Raw genomic sequence first — 19,073 nt, forward strand, 5'->3', positions numbered from 1 at the left:
GAGCGCCCGCCGGCCGCCGAGGACCGTCGCGGTCAGCGCTCCCCCGATGAGGATGCCCGTCACCGGGATCAGCGCGATGCCCCGCACCGGCACGAGACCGGTGAGCAGCAGCACGAGCACCACCGGTGCGACCCCCGCCCCGATCGGCACGGCCACCCACCGCCACGTGCGGTTCCCGGGCGCCGGCCGGTCATAGGGTGGCGGCGTGCTGCTTCCGGTCAACATCACGCTCGGCGTCGTCCTGGCCCTGCTGCTCGTGGCAGCCGCCGCCGTCGCCGCGGCCGCGTCCCTCGGCCGCTCGCGCGAGATCGTCGTGGCCGGGCTGCGGGCCGCGGTGCAGCTCGCCGCGGTCTCCTCGCTCATCGGCTGGGTGGTCCACGCGCTGGCGCCGATGTTCGCGTTCATCGCGCTGATGTACGCGGTGGCGGTGTGGACCGCGGGGCGCCGGGTCACGGGAAACCGCACGTGGCGGTGGGTGGCCGTGCCGATCGGGGCGGGGGTCGCACCGGTGGTGCTCGTGCTGCTGCTCACCGGTCTCGTGCCGGTGCGGGGCATCGCGCTGATCCCGGTGACGGGCATCCTCATCGGGGGAGCGCTGACCGCGACGGTCCTCGGCGGCCGGCGGGCGCTCGACGAACTGTCCACGCGGCGGGGGGAGGTGGAGGCGGCGATGGCCCTCGGGTTCCTGGACCGTGACGCACGGCTGGAGATCGCCCGGCCCGCGGCGTCGGACGCGCTGCTGCCGGGGCTCGATCAGACGCGCACGGTGGGGCTGGTCACATTGCCCGGGGCCTTCGTGGGCATGCTGCTGGGCGGTGCCTCACCGGTGCAGGCGGGCGCCGTACAGCTGTTCGTGCTGGTGGCCCTGATGGCCGTACAGGCCGCGGCCGTCGCGACCGTGCTGGAACTGGTGGCGCGGGGGCGGCTGCACCGCGATCCGGCCATGGAGCCCAGCGCGGCGCGCCCGGATCCGAGAGGCCCTAGCTGATGTGGAGCGCGACCGAGCCGTCCGCCGCCGCTTCCACCCGGATCCGCGTCAGGTCGTCGACGTGGGCGTCGGGGGAGAGCGCCGCCGCGCGCGGGCCGACGCCCACGACGCGCATGCCCGCCGCCCGGCCGGCCGCGATGCCCGCCTCGGAGTCCTCGAAGACGATGCAGTCCGCCGGTGCGAAGCCGAGTCCGGCCGCGCCCTTGAGGAAGCCCTCGGGGTCCGGCTTGCTGGCGCCGACGCTCTCGGCGGTGACGCGGAGCTCCGGCATGCGCAGTCCGGCCGCGGTCATCCGGGCCCGGGCCAGCGCCAGGTCGGCCGAGGTGACCAGGGCGTGCGGGAGCGGCGCGATCGCGTCCATGAAGGCGGCGGCGCCGCCGACCGGGACGACACCCTCGGTGTCGGCGGTCTCCTCGGCGAGCATCAGCCGGTTGTCCGCGTAGTTCTCCTCCATCGGGCGGTCCGGGAGGAGTACCGCCATGGTGGCGTACCCCTGCCGGCCGTGGACCACCTTGAGGGCCGCCTCCGGGTCCAGTCCCTGGCGCAGCGCCCAGCGCCGCCAGCAGCGCTCCACGACGGCGTCGGAGTTCACCAGTGTGCCGTCCATGTCGAGGAGGAGTGCGTGGGCGGTGAGGACGGTGGCCAGCATGGGCGGGCTCCAGAGCGGGGGAAGCGAACGCCGCGCGGGGAGGTGCGGCGCGGGAAAGAGAACAAGTGGCCCCCGCTCGCCGGTCAGGGTGTGCGCGCGGAGGCCACTTTGTTCCTCCACGATACAAAAACGGCGCCGGGAAAGCGAATCCTTGCCCGGGGGCGCCCCCGCGCGGTCAGTGGCGTCCCCGGCCCGACGTGGCGCTCTCCAGTACACGCCGGGTGTTCGGGCCGTAGACCCCCTCGGGGTCGCCCTGGATGTTCCGCCAGATCTGGTACTCGCGCACGGCGCTCTGTACCCGCTCCGAGTAGTCGCCGTCGATGGGGCCGTCCCTCAGCACCCACGCCTCCTGGAGCCTGTGCTGCAACTCGACCACCTCCGGACCGGAGTCCCCGAGCCGCAGCGTCGGCCCGCCCTGCGGCTGTGCGGGCGGCGCCACCGCTGCGGGGGAACTGCTCCCGGCCGTGGCCGCCGGGGACGAGGCGGCGGCCGGCGGGGCCGCCGAGGAAGAGGCCGATGCGGAGACGGACGCCGATACGGACGCGGACGGCGACGCGGAACGGGTCGCCGAGGCCGAAGCGGACGGCGAGCCGGACGCCGTACGCGACGGCGACGGGGAGGCGGACGCCGACTCGGGGGCCGATGGCTCGGCGCTCTCGTCGGGGAGGCTGGTCACCGTCGAGGGCAGCGCCTGGTCCAGGTCCGCCTCGTGGTCCCTGTCCCCGTTGAACAGCCCGCCGACGAAGGCCGCCGTGCCGACCACCGTGACGACGGCCGCCCCCGCGACCAGCGCCGCGAAGGGCCGGCGGCGGCGTGGCTGCACGGGGTCCGGGCCGGTCGTGAGGAGTGCGGCGTCGTCGGTGAAGCCGGCCGCGCCGCCCGGGGCCGTCGGGTCCGGCGCCGGGCCCGGCCCCGCCGGATCCAGGAACAGCGGCATCGTCGTGGCGGCGTCCCCCGGCTGCCCGCCCGGCGCGTGCCCCTGCCCCTGCGGGTCGTCGGCCGCCGCCGTGTCCTCGCCGCCCAGGGTCACGTACGGCCGGATGCGCAACGGGTCGAAGTCCTCCGCCGCCGCGAAGTCCGCCGACCGCCCGGCGTGGTGCTCTTCCGCGATGCGCTGCTGTTCGGCGGCCCGCTCCTCGTCGCTGAGGTGGTGCGGGCCGGGTGCCTGCCGCGTGAAAGCGGAGCCGTCGTGGGCCGGGCGCGCCGTGCAGGCGCAGCCCGGGCCCGTGCCCGGTCTGTTGTCCGTACCGCACTCCGGGCATATATGTCCGGTCATTGTGGGTCCCCTCCCCTTGAACTGCCTGCGATTATGCAGCCCGCCGCCGGGAAGCCCAATCATGGAGCTCCTCGGCAGGCCATAACGGTGCGGAACGGACAGGATGGGGGTGTAGCGGACCCGAGGAGATGTTCTATGGCCCAGCAGTTGAGCACCCAGGCCCCGGGCCCCGGTGCCGAACGCTCCACACGGTCGGTTCTGGTGGCGATCGGCGCACTGCTTCTCGGCATGCTCCTCGCGGCACTCGACCAGACGATCGTCTCCACCGCGCTGCCGACGATCGTCAGCGATCTCGGCGGACTGGAGCACCTGTCGTGGGTGGTCACGGCCTATCTGCTGGCCTCGACCGCCGCGACCCCGCTCTGGGGCAAGCTGGGCGACCAGTACGGGCGCAAAAGGCTCTTCCAGATCGCCATCATCATCTTCCTGATCGGCTCGGCCCTCTGCGGTATCGCCCAGAACATGCCGCAGCTGATCGGATTCCGCGCGCTCCAGGGGCTCGGCGGCGGCGGGCTGATGGTGCTGTCGATGGCGATCGTCGGCGACCTCGTCCCTCCGCGCGAACGCGGCAAGTACCAGGGCCTCTTCGGCGCGGTCTTCGGGGCGACGAGCGTCCTCGGACCGCTCCTCGGCGGCTTCTTCACCGAGCACCTCAGCTGGCGCTGGGTCTTCTACATCAACCTGCCCATCGGCGTCGTCGCCCTCGTGGTGATCGCCGCCGTGCTGCACATCCCGGTCCGCCGGACGAAGCACACCATCGACTATCTGGGCACCTTCCTGATCGCCTCGGTCGCCACCTGCCTGGTCCTCGTCGCCTCGCTCGGCGGCACCACCTGGGCCTGGGGTTCCGCGAAGATCATCGGCCTCGCCGTCCTCAGCGTGGTGCTCCTGGTCGCCTTCGTGTTCGTGGAGCGGCGCGCGGCCGAACCGGTCCTGCCGCTGAAGCTGTTCCGGATCAGGACCTTCAGCCTTGTCGCGGTGATCAGCTTCGTCGTCGGCTTCGCGATGTTCGGCGCGATGACCTACCTGCCGACGTTCCTCCAGGTGGTGCACGGCATCACGCCGACGATGTCCGGCGTCCACATGCTCCCCATGGTGTTCGGCCTGCTCATCACGTCGACCGTGTCCGGCCAGATCGTCAGCCGTACGGGCCGCTGGAAGGTCTTCCCGGTCCTCGGCACCGGCATCACCGCGGTCGGTCTGCTGCTCCTGCACCGGCTGACGGAGTCCAGCAGCACCTGGGAGATGAGCATCTACTTCTTCGTCTTCGGTGCGGGGCTCGGCCTGGTGATGCAGGTGCTGGTCCTCGTCGTGCAGAACGCCGTCTCGTACCAGGACCTCGGCGTGGCCACCTCGGGCGCGACGTTCTTCCGCTCCATCGGCGCCTCGTTCGGTGTCGCGATCTTCGGCACCATCTTCACCAACCGGCTCACCGACAAGCTCGGCTCCGCGCTCGCCGGCCGCCCGCTGCCGCCCGGCGTCAGCTCCGAGGGGCTGGCCGCCGACCCGCGCGCCATCGGCCAGCTGCCGCCGACGCTCCAGCAGCCCGTGCTCAACGCGTACTCGACGTCGATCACCGATGTGTTCCTGTACGCGGCCCCGGTCGTCCTGATCGCCTTCCTCTTCGCCTGGCTGCTCAAGGAGGACAAGCTGCGCGGTTCGGTGACCGCTCCGGACACGACCGAGACCCTGGCGTCGAACCCGGTCGAGCGGTCCTCGTACGACGAATGCGCACGCGCCCTCTCGGTCCTCGCCACCCGGGAGGGCCGCCGCGAGGTCTACGTGAGGATCACCGAGAAGGCCGGCTACGACCTGTTGCCGGCCGCCAGTTGGATGCTGCTGCGCATCAAACGGCACGGCACCGTCGAACCCGCCCGGCTCGCGGACATCGCTCCCGTCCCGCTGCGTGTGATCAGCGACGCCGCCCGGCAGCTGGAGGAACGCGGCCTGGCCCGCCGGATCGGGGTGGAGATGGTGCTCACGGACACCGGGGCCGAGGCCGTGGTGAAGCTCGCGCAGGCCCGGGAGGAGTCCCTCGCCGAGCTGCTGGGCGACTGGTGGGGTCCGGACCGGCCGACCGACCTGGTCGCCCTGGTGTCGGAACTGACGGAGGAGACGAGCGGGTCGAGCAAGGAGCGCCCGCACAGCCCGGCGCCCAAGCGGGACCACGCGGCCGGCCACCCGCACGAGCGCCCGGCTCCCTAGAGCCCGCAGTTCCCCAGTTTCCGCAGCCCTCGCTCTTCCCGTAGTTCCCGCGGCTTCCGCACTTCCCGCAGTTCTCGCGGTTCCTGCGGCTTCCGCAGCGCCTACAGCTCCTTGGCGAACCAGTGCTCGGCGTACTGCCTGCGGTGAAAGGCCGGGACCTCGCGGTAGCCGTGCTTGGCGTACAGTCCGCGCGCCTCGACGAGGTCGTTACGGGTGTCGAGCCGGATCTGCCGTACGCCCATCGACCGCGCCAGGCCCTCGATGGCCGCGAGCAGCAGCCCGCCGCCGCCCGTGCCGCGTGCCTCGGGGCGCACGTAGACGCGGGTCAGGTCCGCGATGCCCGGGTCCGTCACGAGCAGGCCGGCACAGGCCGCCGCGTCGCCCCCGACGCGGCCGACGACGAATGCGCCGGTCGGCGGTACGAGCTTCTCGGAGCCGTCGTCCGTGAGCCCCTCGTCGATCTCCTCCGCCGTCGCGGGGCGCCCCCAGTAGCGGCTCGCCACCTCGTCGTAGTAGTCCCGGCGCAGCAGGGCGGCATCGGGGGTATCGAAGTGTTCGGGCGCCATGGTCCACGTCATCGGGCCAGTCTGTCGCGCACCCGGCTGTGGGGGGAAACGATTTCGTGCGCGGCCGTGAGGTGGGGCGACGATGTCGTCCGCGACGTGAGGTGGGGAAACGATTACGTGCGCGGACGTGAGGTGAGGACCGCTGTCCCGCGATTCACCCTGCGTACAGACGTCCCCACCTCGGCGGTCGCGGGCCCGGGCCGGTTCTCACACCAGTGGCGGTGGCACGGTGACCGGCGCGGGCGGTACCACCGGACGGCGTCGCCGGGCCCGCACTACCAGCAGCAGAGCCGTGACGATCACCACCGCTCCACCGAGCAGCGTCAGCACCCAGGCCGGGACGCCGCCCACGGTCAACAGCTCGTCCCGGTAGTACGTGGTCCGGTACGCGGTGTCCGCGCCGGCCGCCCGCAGCTCATGGTCGCCGTCGATCAGCTCCGGGCGCGGGAACGACTGGTCGATCGCCGTGACGAACACCGGCCTGCCCCCCGTCAGCGCACCCAGCGCCGGGTACGCCCCCCGCTCCTGCCCGGCGTCGACCCGCCCCGCGTACGTCACCCGGGGCCGGCTCCCGCCGATCGCGTCCCGCGGTTCCATGCGGTGCGCCGCGAGCACGTACAGGCCGAGCGACTGCGGCGTCGCCGCGAGCCGGGACAGGCGCATCGGGTAGACCAGCTCGTCGCTGGCGAAGCGCAGCCGCAGCGGGTCGAGCGTGCCGGTCAGCGGGCTTCCGGACTCCTGGGGAGCCAGGCGCACGGCCACGTACTCCCACTTCTGCTCGACGTACGGGCGCAGCGCCGACGCGAGCCGGTCGGGCAGCTCGAAGCCGTTCCGCTCCAGCCAGTCCTCCAGCGCGGCGGGATCGGTGGCGGCCAGCCGGGCCACGTCGAACGGCCCGAGCCGCTCCCGGCCGACGACCTCGACCGGGCGGGCGGCGGACGGAGCGGCGCCGTCCCCGGACCGGTAGCCCGAACCGCCGAACGGCCAGTCCTTCGCGCGTGGCCAGAAGTAGTGCCGGGTGGTGGTCACCGGGGCCGTGAGGGTTTGGAGCTCGGAGAAGAGCGAGGCGTCGCCGAGGTCGACCGTGGCCCGGTGCGGAACCGGCATGATCCAGGCGGCCTCGGGGGCGTCCCCGCGCACGGTCAGCCGCATCACGATCTGCTCGGTGCCGCCGTCCCAGTCGACGACGGACGTCTCCCGGTCCACCGACACCCGGGCCATGCGGTCCACGACCATCGCCCCGCAGCCGCACGCGTACGCCGGCGCGATCAGCGACCCCAGTTGAACCGCGAACACCATCAGGACCAGCAACAGCGCACGCGGCGCCCACCCGCGCGGCCGGTTCCGCGCCTCGTGATCGCTTCTCGCACACCGCATGTTCCGTGGTCCTCCCCGTGGTCACCGATCACGGGCTCAGACGTGCGGGCGGCCCCGCCGGTTCCGGCCGTCCCGGCCGGTCCGCACCGCTCGTCCGGGCATTCTTTCGGACAAAAGCGGGATGACAGTCAGGTGAAGAGGGGGTGATTGTGTCTACCTGATAGGGCAATGCGAAGGTTTCACAGCAGGCCGGTCGGAGAACCGGCACCAAACGTTGGGAGGGTCGGCGCAACGTGGCGAACGCGGAGCACAGTGTGCGCACAGACGCGGCTACGGGAGCGAGGACCGGGGCTGCCCGCGCCGTGCTCTGGCTGGTGGTCGCCGCATTGGCCGTGCGGCAGATGGCGGTGGTGGTGCGCCAGCCACCCGGCGAACGCCTCACCGATCTGGAGACCTGGATCGGTGAGAACGGTGTGCTTCATGTGACGGGGTCGCTCTACGACACGGACCGGTTCACCGGCACCCCCTTCGCGGGTCTGGTGCTCAAGCCACTGACCCGCACGGCCGAACAGAGCCTCGGCGTCGCCTGGACCTTCGGCTCGCTGTTGCTCGTCGCCGCCCTCGGCATCATCGCGGCGCGCGCCCTGCCCGCCCCCGTCAGCCGCCGCACGGCCCTGCTGGCCGCCCCCGTCGCCATCAGCCTGCTGATGGTCTCGCTGCCGGTGCGCAACGCCCTCCACCTGGGCCAGACCAGCATCCTGCCGGTCCTCCTCGTCCTCGTCGGCCTCTTCGCGGTCCGCGGCGAACGGGCCTCCGGCATCCTGATCGGGATCGCGGCGGCGCTCCAGCCGACCGTGCTGCTCTTCGCCGCCCTGCTCTGGCTGACCGGCAGACGCCGAGCCGCGCTGACCGGCGGCGCGGCCTTCGCCGCCTGTACGGCACTGGCCTGGGCCGCGATGCCGCACGACTCGTGGACGTACTGGGTGCACCATGTCGCGGGCGCCGGGCTCGGCGACCAGGCCGACAGCCTCGCCAACCAGTCGCTGCACGGTGCGCTGCTCCGGCTGGGCCTGGAGGGCCCGCTGGAGATCGCCCTCTTCGTCGTGCTGGCCGCGGCCGTCTGCTTCCTCGGCCTGCGCCGTGCCGCCCAGTACGCGCGCGACGGCCAGCTGCTGCTTGCCGTGGCCGTGACCGGCTGCGTCTGCGTCGCCGTGGCGCCCACGACCTGGCAGCACCAGCTGCTGTGGGTGCTGCTCGCCGTGGTCGGCCGGGTCGGCAAGCGGGCCTCCGACCGGCTGGTGTGGCCGGCCGTCGTGATCCTCGTCGTCACGCTGCCGGGCAAGATGCTGCTGCCGAACATCGAGGCGGTCTTCCCCGTCCGCGACAACGTGCTGCTGATCGCCGCCCTCGCCGCCGCGTGCGCCGCCCCGTTCCTGCCGCGCACCTCGCCGTACTGGCAGCATCCGGTTCCCACGGCGTACGCGGCCCCGGTCGCCTCCCGCTGGAGCAGGGTGCCGTTGGCGCCGTTCTGGCGCCGGGTGCTCAGCCGGCCGAACCTGCTGCTCGAACTCCTGCTGATCCGGGTCGTCTACTCCGCGTACCAGCAGGTCAGGCTGGCCGCGACGGCCGGCCGCGCCACCGCTGAGCACCACGGCCGGCAGATCCACTCCATCGAACAGTGGCTGCACATCGACATCGAGCACTGGGTGAACCACTCGGTCGTCAAGGTCGGCTGGCTGCGGGACTTCTTCGACTACTACTACTCGACGTTCCACTTCATCGTGCCGCTGGCCATCCTGGGCGTGCTGTACGTGCGCCGGCCCGCGGACTACCGCTGGGTCCGCAGCTCCATCGGCTTCGCCACGCTGCTCGCCCTGGTCGGCTTCTGGCTCTACCCGCTGGCCCCGCCGCGGCTGATGCCGGGGCTCGGGTTCATCGACACCGTCCACGGCGTCCAGGACTTCGCCAAGCCCGACTACGGCACGCTGACCGGCGTGACCAACCAGTACGCGGCGATGCCCTCGCTGCACTTCGGCTGGTCCCTGTGGTGCGGTGTGGTGATCGTGATGCTGGCCCCGAAGATCTGGATGAAGGCGCTGGGTGTGCTGCACCCGCTGTTCACGGTCTCGACGATCGTCGCGACCGGCAACCACTGGGTGCTCGACGCGGTCGGCGGGGCGGCGGTGGTGGCCCTGGGCTTCGGCCTCACGTACGCGCTCTCCGGGCCGCGCAGGCTGCGGGAACCGGGGGACGGGGACCGGGGGTCCGAAGAGCCGGGGGACGGGACCGTGMCGACGGCGCTGTCGAAAACCGTCGGGCGGGGCCGGGTCACCGAGAGCGCCTGACGACGGGGCGTGGCCGAAGGGGTGCCGGGCGGCAAAGAAGCCCGGCACCCCTTCGGCATGTGGATCGTCGCCTCCCCAGCATCCGCCCGTCCGCCGGGACCCGCCACTCCAACGGGTCAGCGGGACGGCCCCAGCACCCAGGCGCCGAAGGACAGCGTGCCCATCGACACCACGGTGGAGGCCACCACGCCATGGCGGGCGAGGCCGGTGTCCAGGCCGTACTCACGGGCGTAGAGATAGGCGTTCTGTGCCGTCGGCAGCGCGGAGCAGAGCACCACGGCCAGCACCTGGTGATCCGGCAGGCCCAGGAGCGGACCGGCGACGAGGTACGCGACCAGGGGCTGGACCACCGTCTTGAGCGCGACGACGACGCCGGCCTCCGCCCGTCCCGTCACCCGGCCGGTCCCGCCGCCCGGGCCGCCGCACAGGGACAGCCCCAGCGTGATCAGCGCCGTCGGCACGGCCGCGGCCCCGAGCACGTCGCACGAGTGGGTGACGACGGCGGGCGGCCGCCACCCCGCCGCGGAGACGGCCACCCCGAGCAGCGAGGCCATGATGACGGGATTGCGCACCGGCATCGTGAGCATCCGGCGCAGCCCGCCGGGGGCCGCCCCGCCACCCCGTGTGCCCGAGTCCAGCAGGGTCAGGACCACCGGCGAGACGCACAGCACCTGGAACAGGATGACCTGGGCGACGAACGAGGCGTCGCCGAGGACGTGCACCGCCACCGGGATGCCCAGATTGGCGGAGTTGACGTAGCCGGAGGCCATGCCGCCGACCGCCGCCTCGGCTCGCTCACGGCCGAAGAAGCGCCGGCTCACCGCGTATCCCAGCGCCGACACCAGTGCCGTGCCCGCGGCGAACGCCACCATCGACGGATGGGCGAAGGCGGCCGGCCGTGACCCGGACACCATGGTGAACAGGGCGGCGGGCATGGCCACATGGAAGACGAACCGGCCGAGCACCGACTCCGCCTGATCCCCGAGGAGTCCGCCGCGACCGGCCGCGTACCCGATGCCGGTCAGGATCCAGATGGGGGCGAAGCCGGAGAGCAGCGCATGCATGGCCGCCATGATCCTCGTACCCCTGTCCCGCATACGGACAGGGGTACGAGGATCAGGCCGCTCAGGCGGACGTGCTCACCTGGAGCTGCTTGATGCCGTTGAGCCACGCCGACCGCAGCCGACGCGGGTCGCCGGTCAGCCGCAGGTCCGGCAGGACGTCCGCGATCGCGTTGAAGATCAGGTTGATCTCCATCACGGCCAGCGACTTGCCCAGGCAGAAGTGCGGACCGCCGCCGCCGAAGCCGAGGTGCGGGTTCGGGTCGCGGGTGATGTCGAACTGCTCCGGGTTCTCGAACACTTCGGGGTCGTTGTTGGCCGAGGAGTAGAACAGCCCGACCCGGTCGCCCTTCTTGATCTGCTGCCCGCCCAGTTCGACGTCCTGGGTGGCGGTCCGCTGGAAGGAGACCACGGGTGTCGCCCAGCGGACGATCTCCTCCGCGGTGGTCTCCGGCCGCTCCCGCTTGTAGAGCTCCCACTGCTCGGGGTGGGTCAGGAAGGCGTGCATGCCGTGGCTGATGGCGTTGCGCGTGGTCTCGTTGCCGGCCACGGCGAGCAGGATCACGAAGAAGCCGAACTCGTCGGAGGAGAGGTTGCCCTCGCCCTCGGCGGCCACCAGCGTCGAGACGATGTCCTTGGCCGGGCACTCCTTGCGCGCCGCCGCGAGGTTCATCGAGTAGGAGACGATCTCCATGGCCGCCTCGGCGCCGATCTCCTCGGTGATCGCGTACTCCGGGTCGTCGTACGAGGCCATCTTGTTCGACCAGTCGAAGATCCGGGCCCGGTCCTCCTGCGGTACGCCGATGAGCTCGGCGATGGCCTGGAGCGGCAGCTCCACGGCGATGTTGGTGACGAAGTCGAACGAGCCGTCGTCGTCGGCCCCGGCGAGCGCCGTCTCGACGATGGAGCGCGCCCGGTTGCGCAGCGTCTCCTCCAAGGACCTGATGGCGCGGGGGGTGAAGCCGCGCTGGACGATCTGGCGGACCCGGGTGTGTTCGGGCGGGTCCATGTTCAGCATGATCAGCTTCTGGACGTCGATCTGGTCCCGGCTGATCGACTCGTTGAAGCGGATCACGGCGGTGTTGGTGTTCGACGAGAACAGTTCGGGATGGGTCGAGACGTACTTGACGTCCGTGTGCCGGGTGACGACCCAGTATCCCGAGTCGGCGAAGCCGGAAATGCCGGTCGGCTGGGTGCACCACCAGACCGGTGCCGTCTCCCGCATGAGCGCGAACTCCGGGTGCGGGACCCGGGCGTGGAGCAGGTCGGGATCGGTGAAGTCGAACCCTTCGGGCAGATGGGGGCAGGGCATCGGCAGCTCCAGGTCAAGAACTCCAGGTCGGTCCGAGAGGCGTCGGAACGTTGTCTGACGACCCATCAGAAGTTGCCCGCAAGGTAGTAACGAGTTCTACAACTGACAAGGGGCATGGCCGGATCTGTTGCGTGAAGTACCGGTGAATCAGGCCGGATTGACGTGGGTGCCGGTGGTGAAGGACGGGCAAGGTGCGTGCACGACTCTTGCGTACCGGGGGTAAGCCTCATAAGACTGCATGAAGAACTAGAACGCGTACTAGTTCCTTCCGTGGGCGCCGGGACGCCTCTGCGGAAGTGCGAGGAGAGGACGAGCTCATGGCCGCGGAACCCGTCATCGTCGAAGCCGTACGCACTCCCATCGGCAAGCGCGGAGGCGCGCTCGCCAATCTCCACCCGGCCTACCTGCTGGGTGAGACGTACCGAGAACTTCTCGGCCGGACCGGCATCCACGCCGACTGCGTCGAACAGATCGTCGGGGGCACCGTCACCCACGCCGGCGAGCAGTCCATGAACCCCGCGCGCAACGCCTGGCTCACCGTGGGACTTCCGTACGAGACCGCCGCGACGACCGTGGACTGTCAGTGCGGTTCCTCGCAGCAGGCCTCCCACATGGTCGCCAACATGGTCGCGGCCGGGGTGATCGACGTCGGGATCAGCTGCGGCGTCGAGGCGATGTCGCGCGTACCGCTGGGCAGCGGCTCCAAGCACGGGCCCGGCAAGCCGTGGCCCGACGAGTGGAACGTCGATCTGCCCAACCAGTTCGAGGCCGCCGAGCGCATCGCCCGCAAGCGCGGCCTCACCCGGGAGAACGTCGACTCGCTCGGCCTCATCTCCCAGGAGCGGGCGGCCGCCGCCTGGGCCGAGGAGCGCTTCAAACGGGAGACGTACGCGGTCCAGGTGCCCACCACCGAGGCCGAACAGGCCGCCGGTCAGGGAATGTGGCGGCTCGTCGACCGTGACGAGGGGCTCCGCGACACCACGATGGAGGGACTCGCGCGGCTCAAGCCCGTGATGCCCACCGCCATCCACACCGCGGGCAACTCCTCGCAGATATCCGACGGCGCCTGCGCGATCATGTGGGCGTCCAAGCGGATGGCGCGGGCCCTCAAGCTCAAGCCGCGGGCCCGGATCGTCGCCCAGGCGCTGGTCGGCTCCGACCCGCACTTCCATCTCGACGGCCCGGTCGACGCGACCCGCGCGGTGCTCGGCAAGGCCGGTATGTCGCTCAAGGACATCGACCTCGTGGAGATCAACGAGGCCTTCGCGTCCGTGGTGCTGAGCTGGGCGCAGGTCTTCGACCAGGACCTTTCGAAGGTCAACGTCAACGGCGGGGCGATCGCCCTCGGCCACCCTGTCGGCTCCACCGGAGCCCGGCTGATCACCACGGCCCTGCACGAACTGGAGCGCAGGGAAAAGGAGTTCGCGCTGATCACCATGTGCGCGGGCGGCGCGCTGGCGACCGGCACGATCATCCAGCGGCTCTAGGTCGTGCCGTGTAAGTCCCGCCTGCCCGGCGACGCCTGGCACGCATGCTCGGACACGCCCCGGAGGACCTCCGGTGGCGGGGGCGGCGACCGAAGCTGCCCCCGCCACCGGGTCAGGCCTCCAGCGACCAGCCGCTGAAGTCCGCCCGCCCCCGCCGGCCGGACCCGCCGTTCGCCGCCGTCATGAAGAACCCGACGTCCTGTACGGCCGCCGCCCCCGGCACCGTCGCCGCGCCCAGGGTCTGCCAGGTCGTCCCGCCGTCCGTCGAGCAGGAGCCCGTGTACGAGGCGCCGGCCCGGGTCAGCCGCAGCAGCACCGGCCCGGTGACGCCCGGGAGCGAGTCCCGCTTCTCCAGGGTGCCGTCACCGTTCGCGTCGTACGACAGCACGACCCCGTTGGCCGGGGTCAGGGCCAGGTTCAGGAAACCCCGGGACCCGGTCGTCGCCATCGCGTTGCGGACGACGATCCCGGCCCGCGCCCAATTGCCGGTGTTCTCCTGGGAGTCCACGCGCACGGTCGCGCACCCGCCGTCCGCGAACGCCGCCGCCCGGTACACCGTCCCGAACTGGGCGGTCGACCCCCACAGGTCGCTTCCTGCCCCGTCGATGGCGAAGCGTCCGGCGACCTGGCCGAAGGACGCGTCGTTCGCGTTGTGCGTCAGCCAGCCCGCGTCGAGGGGCCCCGCCACGTAGATCCGCCCCTGGACCACCGCCGTGACCGGCCGTTCCCCGCGCGGCCCGTACTCCGTGCGCAGCTCGAACGGATGCGGCTCCAGCGGATCCTTCGGCGCGGCCGGCGGCGCGGTGACCCGCCAGCTCGCCCCGGTGCTTCCGCCGCCCTCCACGCCGGGCTGTTCGACGGGACCCTGCGCCTGGCTCTCCAGGCCGGGAACGGCGAGGGAGAAGCGGACGGGGCCGGTCGGCCGCAGCCCGTTGACGTTGCGGAAGCCGGCCTCGACGACCGCCGAGCCGCCCGGCTCCACGGTGGCCCGGTCGGCCTCGACGGTGACCGTGCCCTGGTAGGGCGCGGTGGCCAGCGTCTCGTGGACCCGGCGCGCGGTCCGGTGCACGGCGCTCGCGTTCAGCTCCCGCATCGGGTACGCCGTGCGCTCGTGCGTCCACGGTTCCTCGACGGCGTACCAGTCGAAGGGCCTCGGCGCCCGGTCGTGGGCGAGCGCGTCCGCCATCTCGTCCAGATAGCTCTGCCACTGCGGCAGATGGAAGTCGCCGATCAGGCCCTGCCAGTCGCGGTTGGCGTAGTTGGCCAGTTTCCCCACGTCGGCCGCCGGGCGGTCCGCCCAGGTGGTGATGAGCGCGCGGGCGCTGTGCTCCAGCTGGGCCGCCTCGGCGGGCGAGGAGGCGTACCGCCGTGCCTCGTCGAGCCACGGGCCGAGCATGAACGCCCGGTGGCCGCCGGTCATCTCGTCGCTCAGCCGCATCAGTTTCAGCCACAGCGAGGACAGCGCGGCGAACGCGTCCCGGTCCTTGCGGTCGTAGGCGGCGCGCAGTTGCGGCAGCAGCTGCCGGGAGCGGTTGGCGAGTGCCTGGCGGGCGAAGTCGGTCAGGTCGAAGCGGTACGCCTCCGAGCGGCGCAGCGGTTCCCGGACCGCGAGGAGGCCGGCGAAGGCGCGGTCGAAGCCCGCCGAGTCGAACGACAGCTGGGTGGTGCCCCAGTACGTGGCGTTGACCGCCGCCAGATCGGGGCGGGCCGCGAACAGCGAGTCGTGCGGGCGGCCGTCGCTGCTCTGCACGTCGTACGCGGTGTCACGCAGCGCGGCGAAGGCCGCCGTGGCCTGCCCGTCCCGGCCGCCGTAGCGGAACCGCGCGTACCGTGCGAACCAGTCGGCCCGGTCGACGGTCTCCTCGCGCCAGGCCAGCTCGGTGAACAGCTCGAAGGCGGCCGGATCACGGTCGGTGGACTCCGGCAGATAGGCGGTGCCGGTCAGCGCGCTGCCCTCCTTGTCCCGCCAGGCCGGGAACTTCCGCGTCCAGGAGGGAGCCATCGCGCCCAGCGTGGTCCGGCCGCCGAAGTTCGGGATCGCGCCGAAGGCGTACGGGGTGTTCCCCCACTCCTTCTCGCGGTCCGTCGACTCGTCCAGCTCGGAACGGCCGTCCACGACCAGGACATGCGTCTTGTCGAGCGCGGCCAGCATCTCGGGGCGCGGGTTGCCGGTCCAGCCCATGATCACCCAGGTGGCGCCGGGACGGGCGGTCTGGAGCGCGCGCTCGATCCCGCGCGCCGCCTCGGGGATGTCCACCCCGCCCGCGCTGCCGCCCTCGTGGAGGATGTCCATCTTGTACGAGGGCACGTCGTCGAACAGCACCCGCTGGTGCCGGTAGAAGGACTCGGCGACCCGGGCGAAGGTGTCCGTGCGCGGGTCCAGCCAGTCCGGGCGCCGGAACCCGGACCAGAGGCCCTGCGGGACGACGGAGGCGCCGGGGTTGCGGTCGGCGAACTCGCCCGGGACCGTGCCGAAGTACCCGGGCAAAACCGGCGACATGCCGAGCTCGCGCATCCGGTCGGCTGCGCGCCGGCCCAGCGCGGCCCGCCGCGCGATGAGTTCCGGGCCGACCGGGCCCCCGTACCCGCTCATGTTCTGCAACAGCCACCACGGCTGATGGGTCGGCGCCGGGATCCAGGCCCTGGCCTCCGCGTCGCTGTAGCCGAACTCCTGCAGCACGCGGTGGTACACCGCCTCCTGGCCCACGGTCAGGAAGATCTCGTTGCAGCCGTGCAGGGCCAGCACGTCGAGCGTCCGCTCCCAGCGCGCCCAGTCGGCATACGGGGCGGTGTACCCGTCGTACGTGTCGTTGAAGGCGAACCGGTGCGGGACCGTCGCCGCGCGTTCCAGTGGCTGCGGGGGCGCGGGCAGCACGGCAGGCAGCCCGAGTTGGCTGCCGGCCCAGGAGATCACCGCGTCGCACACGTACTTCAGGTACCAGTGCACCCCGGTCAGGATCACCGCCGGGCTGGTCCCGGCGACCTCGACGCGCCCGCGCGTACCGCCGACCCGGAAGCGGTCGCCGCCGTCCGCCGGATCGAGGAGGGTGAGCCGGAACTGGTCGGCGTGCCCGCCCAGCAACCGCCCCAGGGCCGCCCGCGCGGCCGCGGTCGCCGCCGCCGTCCGGGCCGGCTCGGCCACCGCCGGGATCCGCGTGCCGAGGGCGGCGGACATGCCCACCGCTCCGGCCGAGGTCAGTAGCGTACGTCTCGACAACTGCGTCACGAGCACTCCTTGGTCGTCGCCACGGATGGTGCGTCAGAGGTGAACCGGATTCTGCGGGGCGCACGTTAATGGGGGGACGCAGGCGCGACAACGGGTCCCCACATCTTTCGGACAGGCAGCCGGATGGCGCAGCGGCCGTCCGCGGGCACGACGGAGCCCCCGTCCACCGCGGTGCGGTGTACGGGGGCTCTCGTCGCTACTGGCTCCGGTCCGGGTGGACTCAGTACCAGTTGTTGGCCTGCCAGAAGGACCAGGCGCCACAGGGGCTGCCGTAGCGGGAGTTCATGTAGTCCATGCCCCACTTGATCTGGGTGGTGGGGTTGGTCTGCCAGTCGGAGCCGGCGGACGCCATCTTTGAGCCGGGCAGCGCCTGGACCAGGCCGTAGGCGCCGGAGGAGGCGTTGGTCGCGCTCGGGTTCCAGCCGCTCTCGTGGCTGACGATGTTGCTGAAGCACTGGAACTGCGCGTCGTCACCGATCATCTGCTTCGCCGTGTCCTGAGCACTCGCGGCAGCGGACGTCGGCGCGGCGGTGGTGGCCGCCATGGCCGGGGAGACGCCCAGGGCCACACCGGAGGCACCCAGCAGCACTGCTGCACCGGCGACGGCGGACTTGCGACGGGCGAGGATGTTACGGGCGAACGACACAGAGGAACCTAACGTCGGGTACGGGGGAGTCGCGTGCTCCGGTCCGAATCCTGCGTGGACCGTTGCGCGTTGACCGCTGTCCGTTCCGGTGGACGCTGCGGTGCTCGGCGACGTCTCCAGTGTTAGCCGCGCCGTTCAACCACCGCAACGACCCCCGGTACGACCCCGCCTCGCACCCCGGGCCGAAGGTCCCGAACCACCTCAAAGCGCTCGATAGCAGGTCACAGCGGGTGCGACGGGGTCCGGCGACCGTCCTGCGAGGCTCCTAACCCGCTTCGTACAGGACCAAGGTCCTGTGGGTGCCCTCACTCCTCCGGGACGCCGAATGTGACCTGGGCCTCGAAGGCGGCCCGCCTCGTGGCCCGTCGCAGCGCCTTCAGCAGCGCGGTTCCGACGGTCAGCGTCAGGACCACGGTGAGCACCGCCCGGCCCAGGTCCCAGCCCAGCGAGGTGGCCGTGCAGTAGGCGAGGAAGCGCACCAGGTTGTCGCCCAGCGCGTCACCCGGCCGGAAGGAGATGCCCGAACCGAGCCCCGGCACGATCGTCCACCCGTAGAGGTTCATGACCGTCCCGTACGCGAACGACGCCACCGCCCCGTAAGCCGCGAGCATCAGCAGCTCGGCGCGCCCGCGCAGCCGGTCCGGTCCGGGCAGCATCCCGGCGCCCATCGCGAACCAGCCCATCGACAGCATCTGGAACGGCATCCACGGGCCCACCCCGCCGGTCAGCAGCGCGGAGGCGAACATGGTGACGGAGCCCAGCACGAAGCCGAAGCCCGGCCCGAGCACCCGCCCGCTCAGCACCATCAGGAAGAACATCGGCTCCAGACCGGCCGTACCCGCCCCCAGCGGGCGCAGAGCGGCCCCCACCGCGGCCAGCACCCCCAGCATCGCGACCGCCTTCGCGTCGAGCCCGGCGTCCGCGATCATCGCGACCACCACCCCGACCAGCAGCGGCAGCAGCGCGGCGAACAGCCACGGCGCGTCCTGTGAGTGCGCGAGCCCGGAGTCCGGCCCGGCCAGCAGCGGCCAGCCGAAGGCGGCCACCCCGATCGCGCTGATCAGCACCAGCGCGGCGACCGCCCGCGGCCCGAGCCGCACCGGCCGCGCACCGCGCCCCGTCGTACCGGTCACCCGACACCTCCCAGCGCCTCGCGCACCTGCGACACGGTGAGCCACTCCTGCGGGGCGAGGATCTTGGCGATCTGCGGGGCGAACGCGGGCGAGGACACCACGACCTCCGGGGTCGGCCCGTCCGCCACGACCTCCCCGTCGGCGAGGATCACCACCCGGTGGGCCAGCTCGGCGGCCAGCTCCACGTCATGGGTGGCCAGCACGATCGCATGACCCTCGGCCGCCAGGGTGCGCAGCACCCCGACGAGCCGGGCCTTCGCCGCGTAGTCCAGACCACGGGTCGGTTCGTCCAGGAGCAGCAGCGGGGGCCGGGCGGTGAGAACCAGCGCGAGCGCCAGGGCGAGCCGCTGCCCCTCGGACAGATCACGGGGATGGGTGGCGTCCGCCACACCGGGCAGCAGCTCGGAGACCAGCGCCCGGCAGCTGCCCGGAGCGGCGCCCGCGTCGGCGTCGGCCGCCGCGCACTCGGCGGCGACGGTGTCCGCGTACAGCAGATCGCGCGGCTCCTGCGGTACGAGACCGACGCGGCGCACCATCTCGCGCGGCGGGGTCCGGTGCGGGGTACGGCCACCGACGAGCACGGTGCCGGACGTCGGCTCGACCATGCCGACGAGGGCGGAGAGCAGGGTGGACTTGCCCGCACCGTTGCGGCCCATCAGGGCGACGGTCTCGCCGGGGGCGACGGTGAGCGTCACCCGGCGCAGCGCCTCGACGCGCCCGCGCCGCACCCCGAGGCGCTCGACGCGGGCCGTGGTGTCGGTGGGGGGCTCGGGGGCCAGCAGCAGCGCGTCGCGATCGGTTCGGTCCTGACCCCGCACCCCCGCGTCCTGGTACTGGACGAGCCGACGTCCGCCCTGGACCC

14 protein-coding genes and 1 pseudogene are annotated in these 19,073 nt (G+C 72.2%); 4 read left to right on the forward strand and 11 right to left on the reverse strand.

Annotated elements, in window-relative coordinates; translation table 11 throughout:
- A pseudogene (locus tag EAO72_RS43000) lies at nucleotides 1-174 on the reverse strand (ABC transporter permease); the annotation flags it as partial.
- A 31-nt stretch (nucleotides 175-205) separates the two neighbouring features.
- On the opposite strand from EAO72_RS43000, the gene EAO72_RS13195 reads away from it, so the two are divergent.
- On the forward strand, nucleotides 206-988 hold the full coding sequence (locus EAO72_RS13195) for an ABC transporter permease (protein ID WP_148017490.1): 783 nt from the start codon (nucleotides 206-208) through the stop codon (nucleotides 986-988).
- Here the strand turns inward: EAO72_RS13195 and EAO72_RS13200 are convergent.
- Nucleotides 981-1,637, reverse strand: a complete 657-nt coding sequence (locus EAO72_RS13200) for an HAD-IA family hydrolase (RefSeq protein WP_148017491.1) — start codon at nucleotides 1,635-1,637, stop codon at nucleotides 981-983. The two genes, EAO72_RS13195 and EAO72_RS13200, sit on opposite strands and share 8 nt — an antisense overlap.
- A 175-nt stretch (nucleotides 1,638-1,812) precedes the next feature.
- Entirely contained in the window at nucleotides 1,813-2,913 is a 1,101-nt protein-coding gene (locus EAO72_RS13205) for a peptidoglycan-binding domain-containing protein (protein WP_148017492.1), read from the reverse strand.
- A 135-nt stretch (nucleotides 2,914-3,048) separates the two neighbouring features.
- Between EAO72_RS13205 and EAO72_RS13210 the strand changes: the two genes are divergently transcribed.
- Entirely contained in the window at nucleotides 3,049-5,118 is a 2,070-nt protein-coding gene (locus tag EAO72_RS13210; protein WP_148017493.1) for an MDR family MFS transporter, read from the forward strand.
- A gap of 101 nt (nucleotides 5,119-5,219) precedes the next feature.
- Here the strand turns inward: EAO72_RS13210 and EAO72_RS13215 are convergent, their stop codons facing one another.
- Both EAO72_RS13215 and EAO72_RS13220 read right to left on the reverse strand, forming a co-directional pair.
- Nucleotides 5,220-5,696, reverse strand: a complete 477-nt coding sequence (locus tag EAO72_RS13215; protein WP_148017494.1) for a GNAT family N-acetyltransferase — start codon at nucleotides 5,694-5,696, stop codon at nucleotides 5,220-5,222.
- A 195-nt stretch (nucleotides 5,697-5,891) separates the two neighbouring features.
- Complete coding sequence (locus EAO72_RS13220; RefSeq protein ID WP_148017495.1) at nucleotides 5,892-6,983, reverse strand: DUF2330 domain-containing protein; 1,092 nt, start codon at nucleotides 6,981-6,983, stop codon at nucleotides 5,892-5,894.
- Between the two features lie 380 nt (nucleotides 6,984-7,363).
- Between EAO72_RS13220 and EAO72_RS13225 the strand changes: the two genes are divergently transcribed.
- Entirely contained in the window at nucleotides 7,364-9,346 is a 1,983-nt protein-coding gene (locus EAO72_RS13225; RefSeq protein ID WP_148017803.1) for a bifunctional glycosyltransferase 87/phosphatase PAP2 family protein, read from the forward strand.
- A 116-nt stretch (nucleotides 9,347-9,462) separates the two neighbouring features.
- Here EAO72_RS13225 and EAO72_RS13230 read toward each other — a convergent pair whose 3' ends face one another.
- Nucleotides 9,463-10,419 (reverse strand): AEC family transporter, encoded by a 957-nt coding sequence (locus tag EAO72_RS13230; RefSeq protein ID WP_148017496.1) that lies wholly within the window; start codon nucleotides 10,417-10,419, stop codon nucleotides 9,463-9,465.
- A 52-nt stretch (nucleotides 10,420-10,471) separates the two neighbouring features.
- Entirely contained in the window at nucleotides 10,472-11,719 is a 1,248-nt protein-coding gene (locus EAO72_RS13235; protein WP_148017497.1) for a cytochrome P450, read from the reverse strand.
- Between the two features lie 317 nt (nucleotides 11,720-12,036).
- Between EAO72_RS13235 and EAO72_RS13240 the strand changes: the two genes are divergently transcribed.
- Nucleotides 12,037-13,206: a steroid 3-ketoacyl-CoA thiolase gene (locus tag EAO72_RS13240; protein WP_148017498.1), complete on the forward strand. Its 1,170-nt coding sequence runs from the start codon at nucleotides 12,037-12,039 to the stop codon at nucleotides 13,204-13,206.
- Nucleotides 13,207-13,318: 112 nt separating this feature from the next.
- On the opposite strand, the gene EAO72_RS13245 is transcribed toward EAO72_RS13240, so the two are convergent.
- The 4 genes from EAO72_RS13245 to EAO72_RS13260 form a co-directional block, all read right to left on the reverse strand.
- Complete coding sequence (locus EAO72_RS13245) at nucleotides 13,319-16,432, reverse strand: alpha-N-acetylglucosaminidase (protein ID WP_148017499.1); 3,114 nt, start codon at nucleotides 16,430-16,432, stop codon at nucleotides 13,319-13,321.
- 220 nt (nucleotides 16,433-16,652) lie between these two features.
- Nucleotides 16,653-17,078, reverse strand: coding sequence for an aggregation-promoting factor C-terminal-like domain-containing protein (locus EAO72_RS13250; RefSeq protein WP_148017500.1), 426 nt, complete (start codon nucleotides 17,076-17,078; stop codon nucleotides 16,653-16,655).
- Nucleotides 17,079-17,383: 305 nt separating this feature from the next.
- A complete protein-coding gene (locus tag EAO72_RS13255) occupies nucleotides 17,384-18,211 on the reverse strand; it encodes an ECF transporter S component (protein WP_148017501.1) in 828 nt (275 codons plus the stop codon).
- Nucleotides 18,208-19,073 (reverse strand): ATP-binding cassette domain-containing protein (locus EAO72_RS13260; RefSeq protein WP_261991456.1); only part of this gene is annotated, 866 nt, incomplete at its 5' end. The genes EAO72_RS13260 and EAO72_RS13255, both read right to left, overlap by 4 nt.

The organism is Streptomyces sp. OR43 (genome assembly GCF_008042275.1).
Taxonomy (GTDB): domain Bacteria; phylum Actinomycetota; class Actinomycetes; order Streptomycetales; family Streptomycetaceae; genus Streptomyces.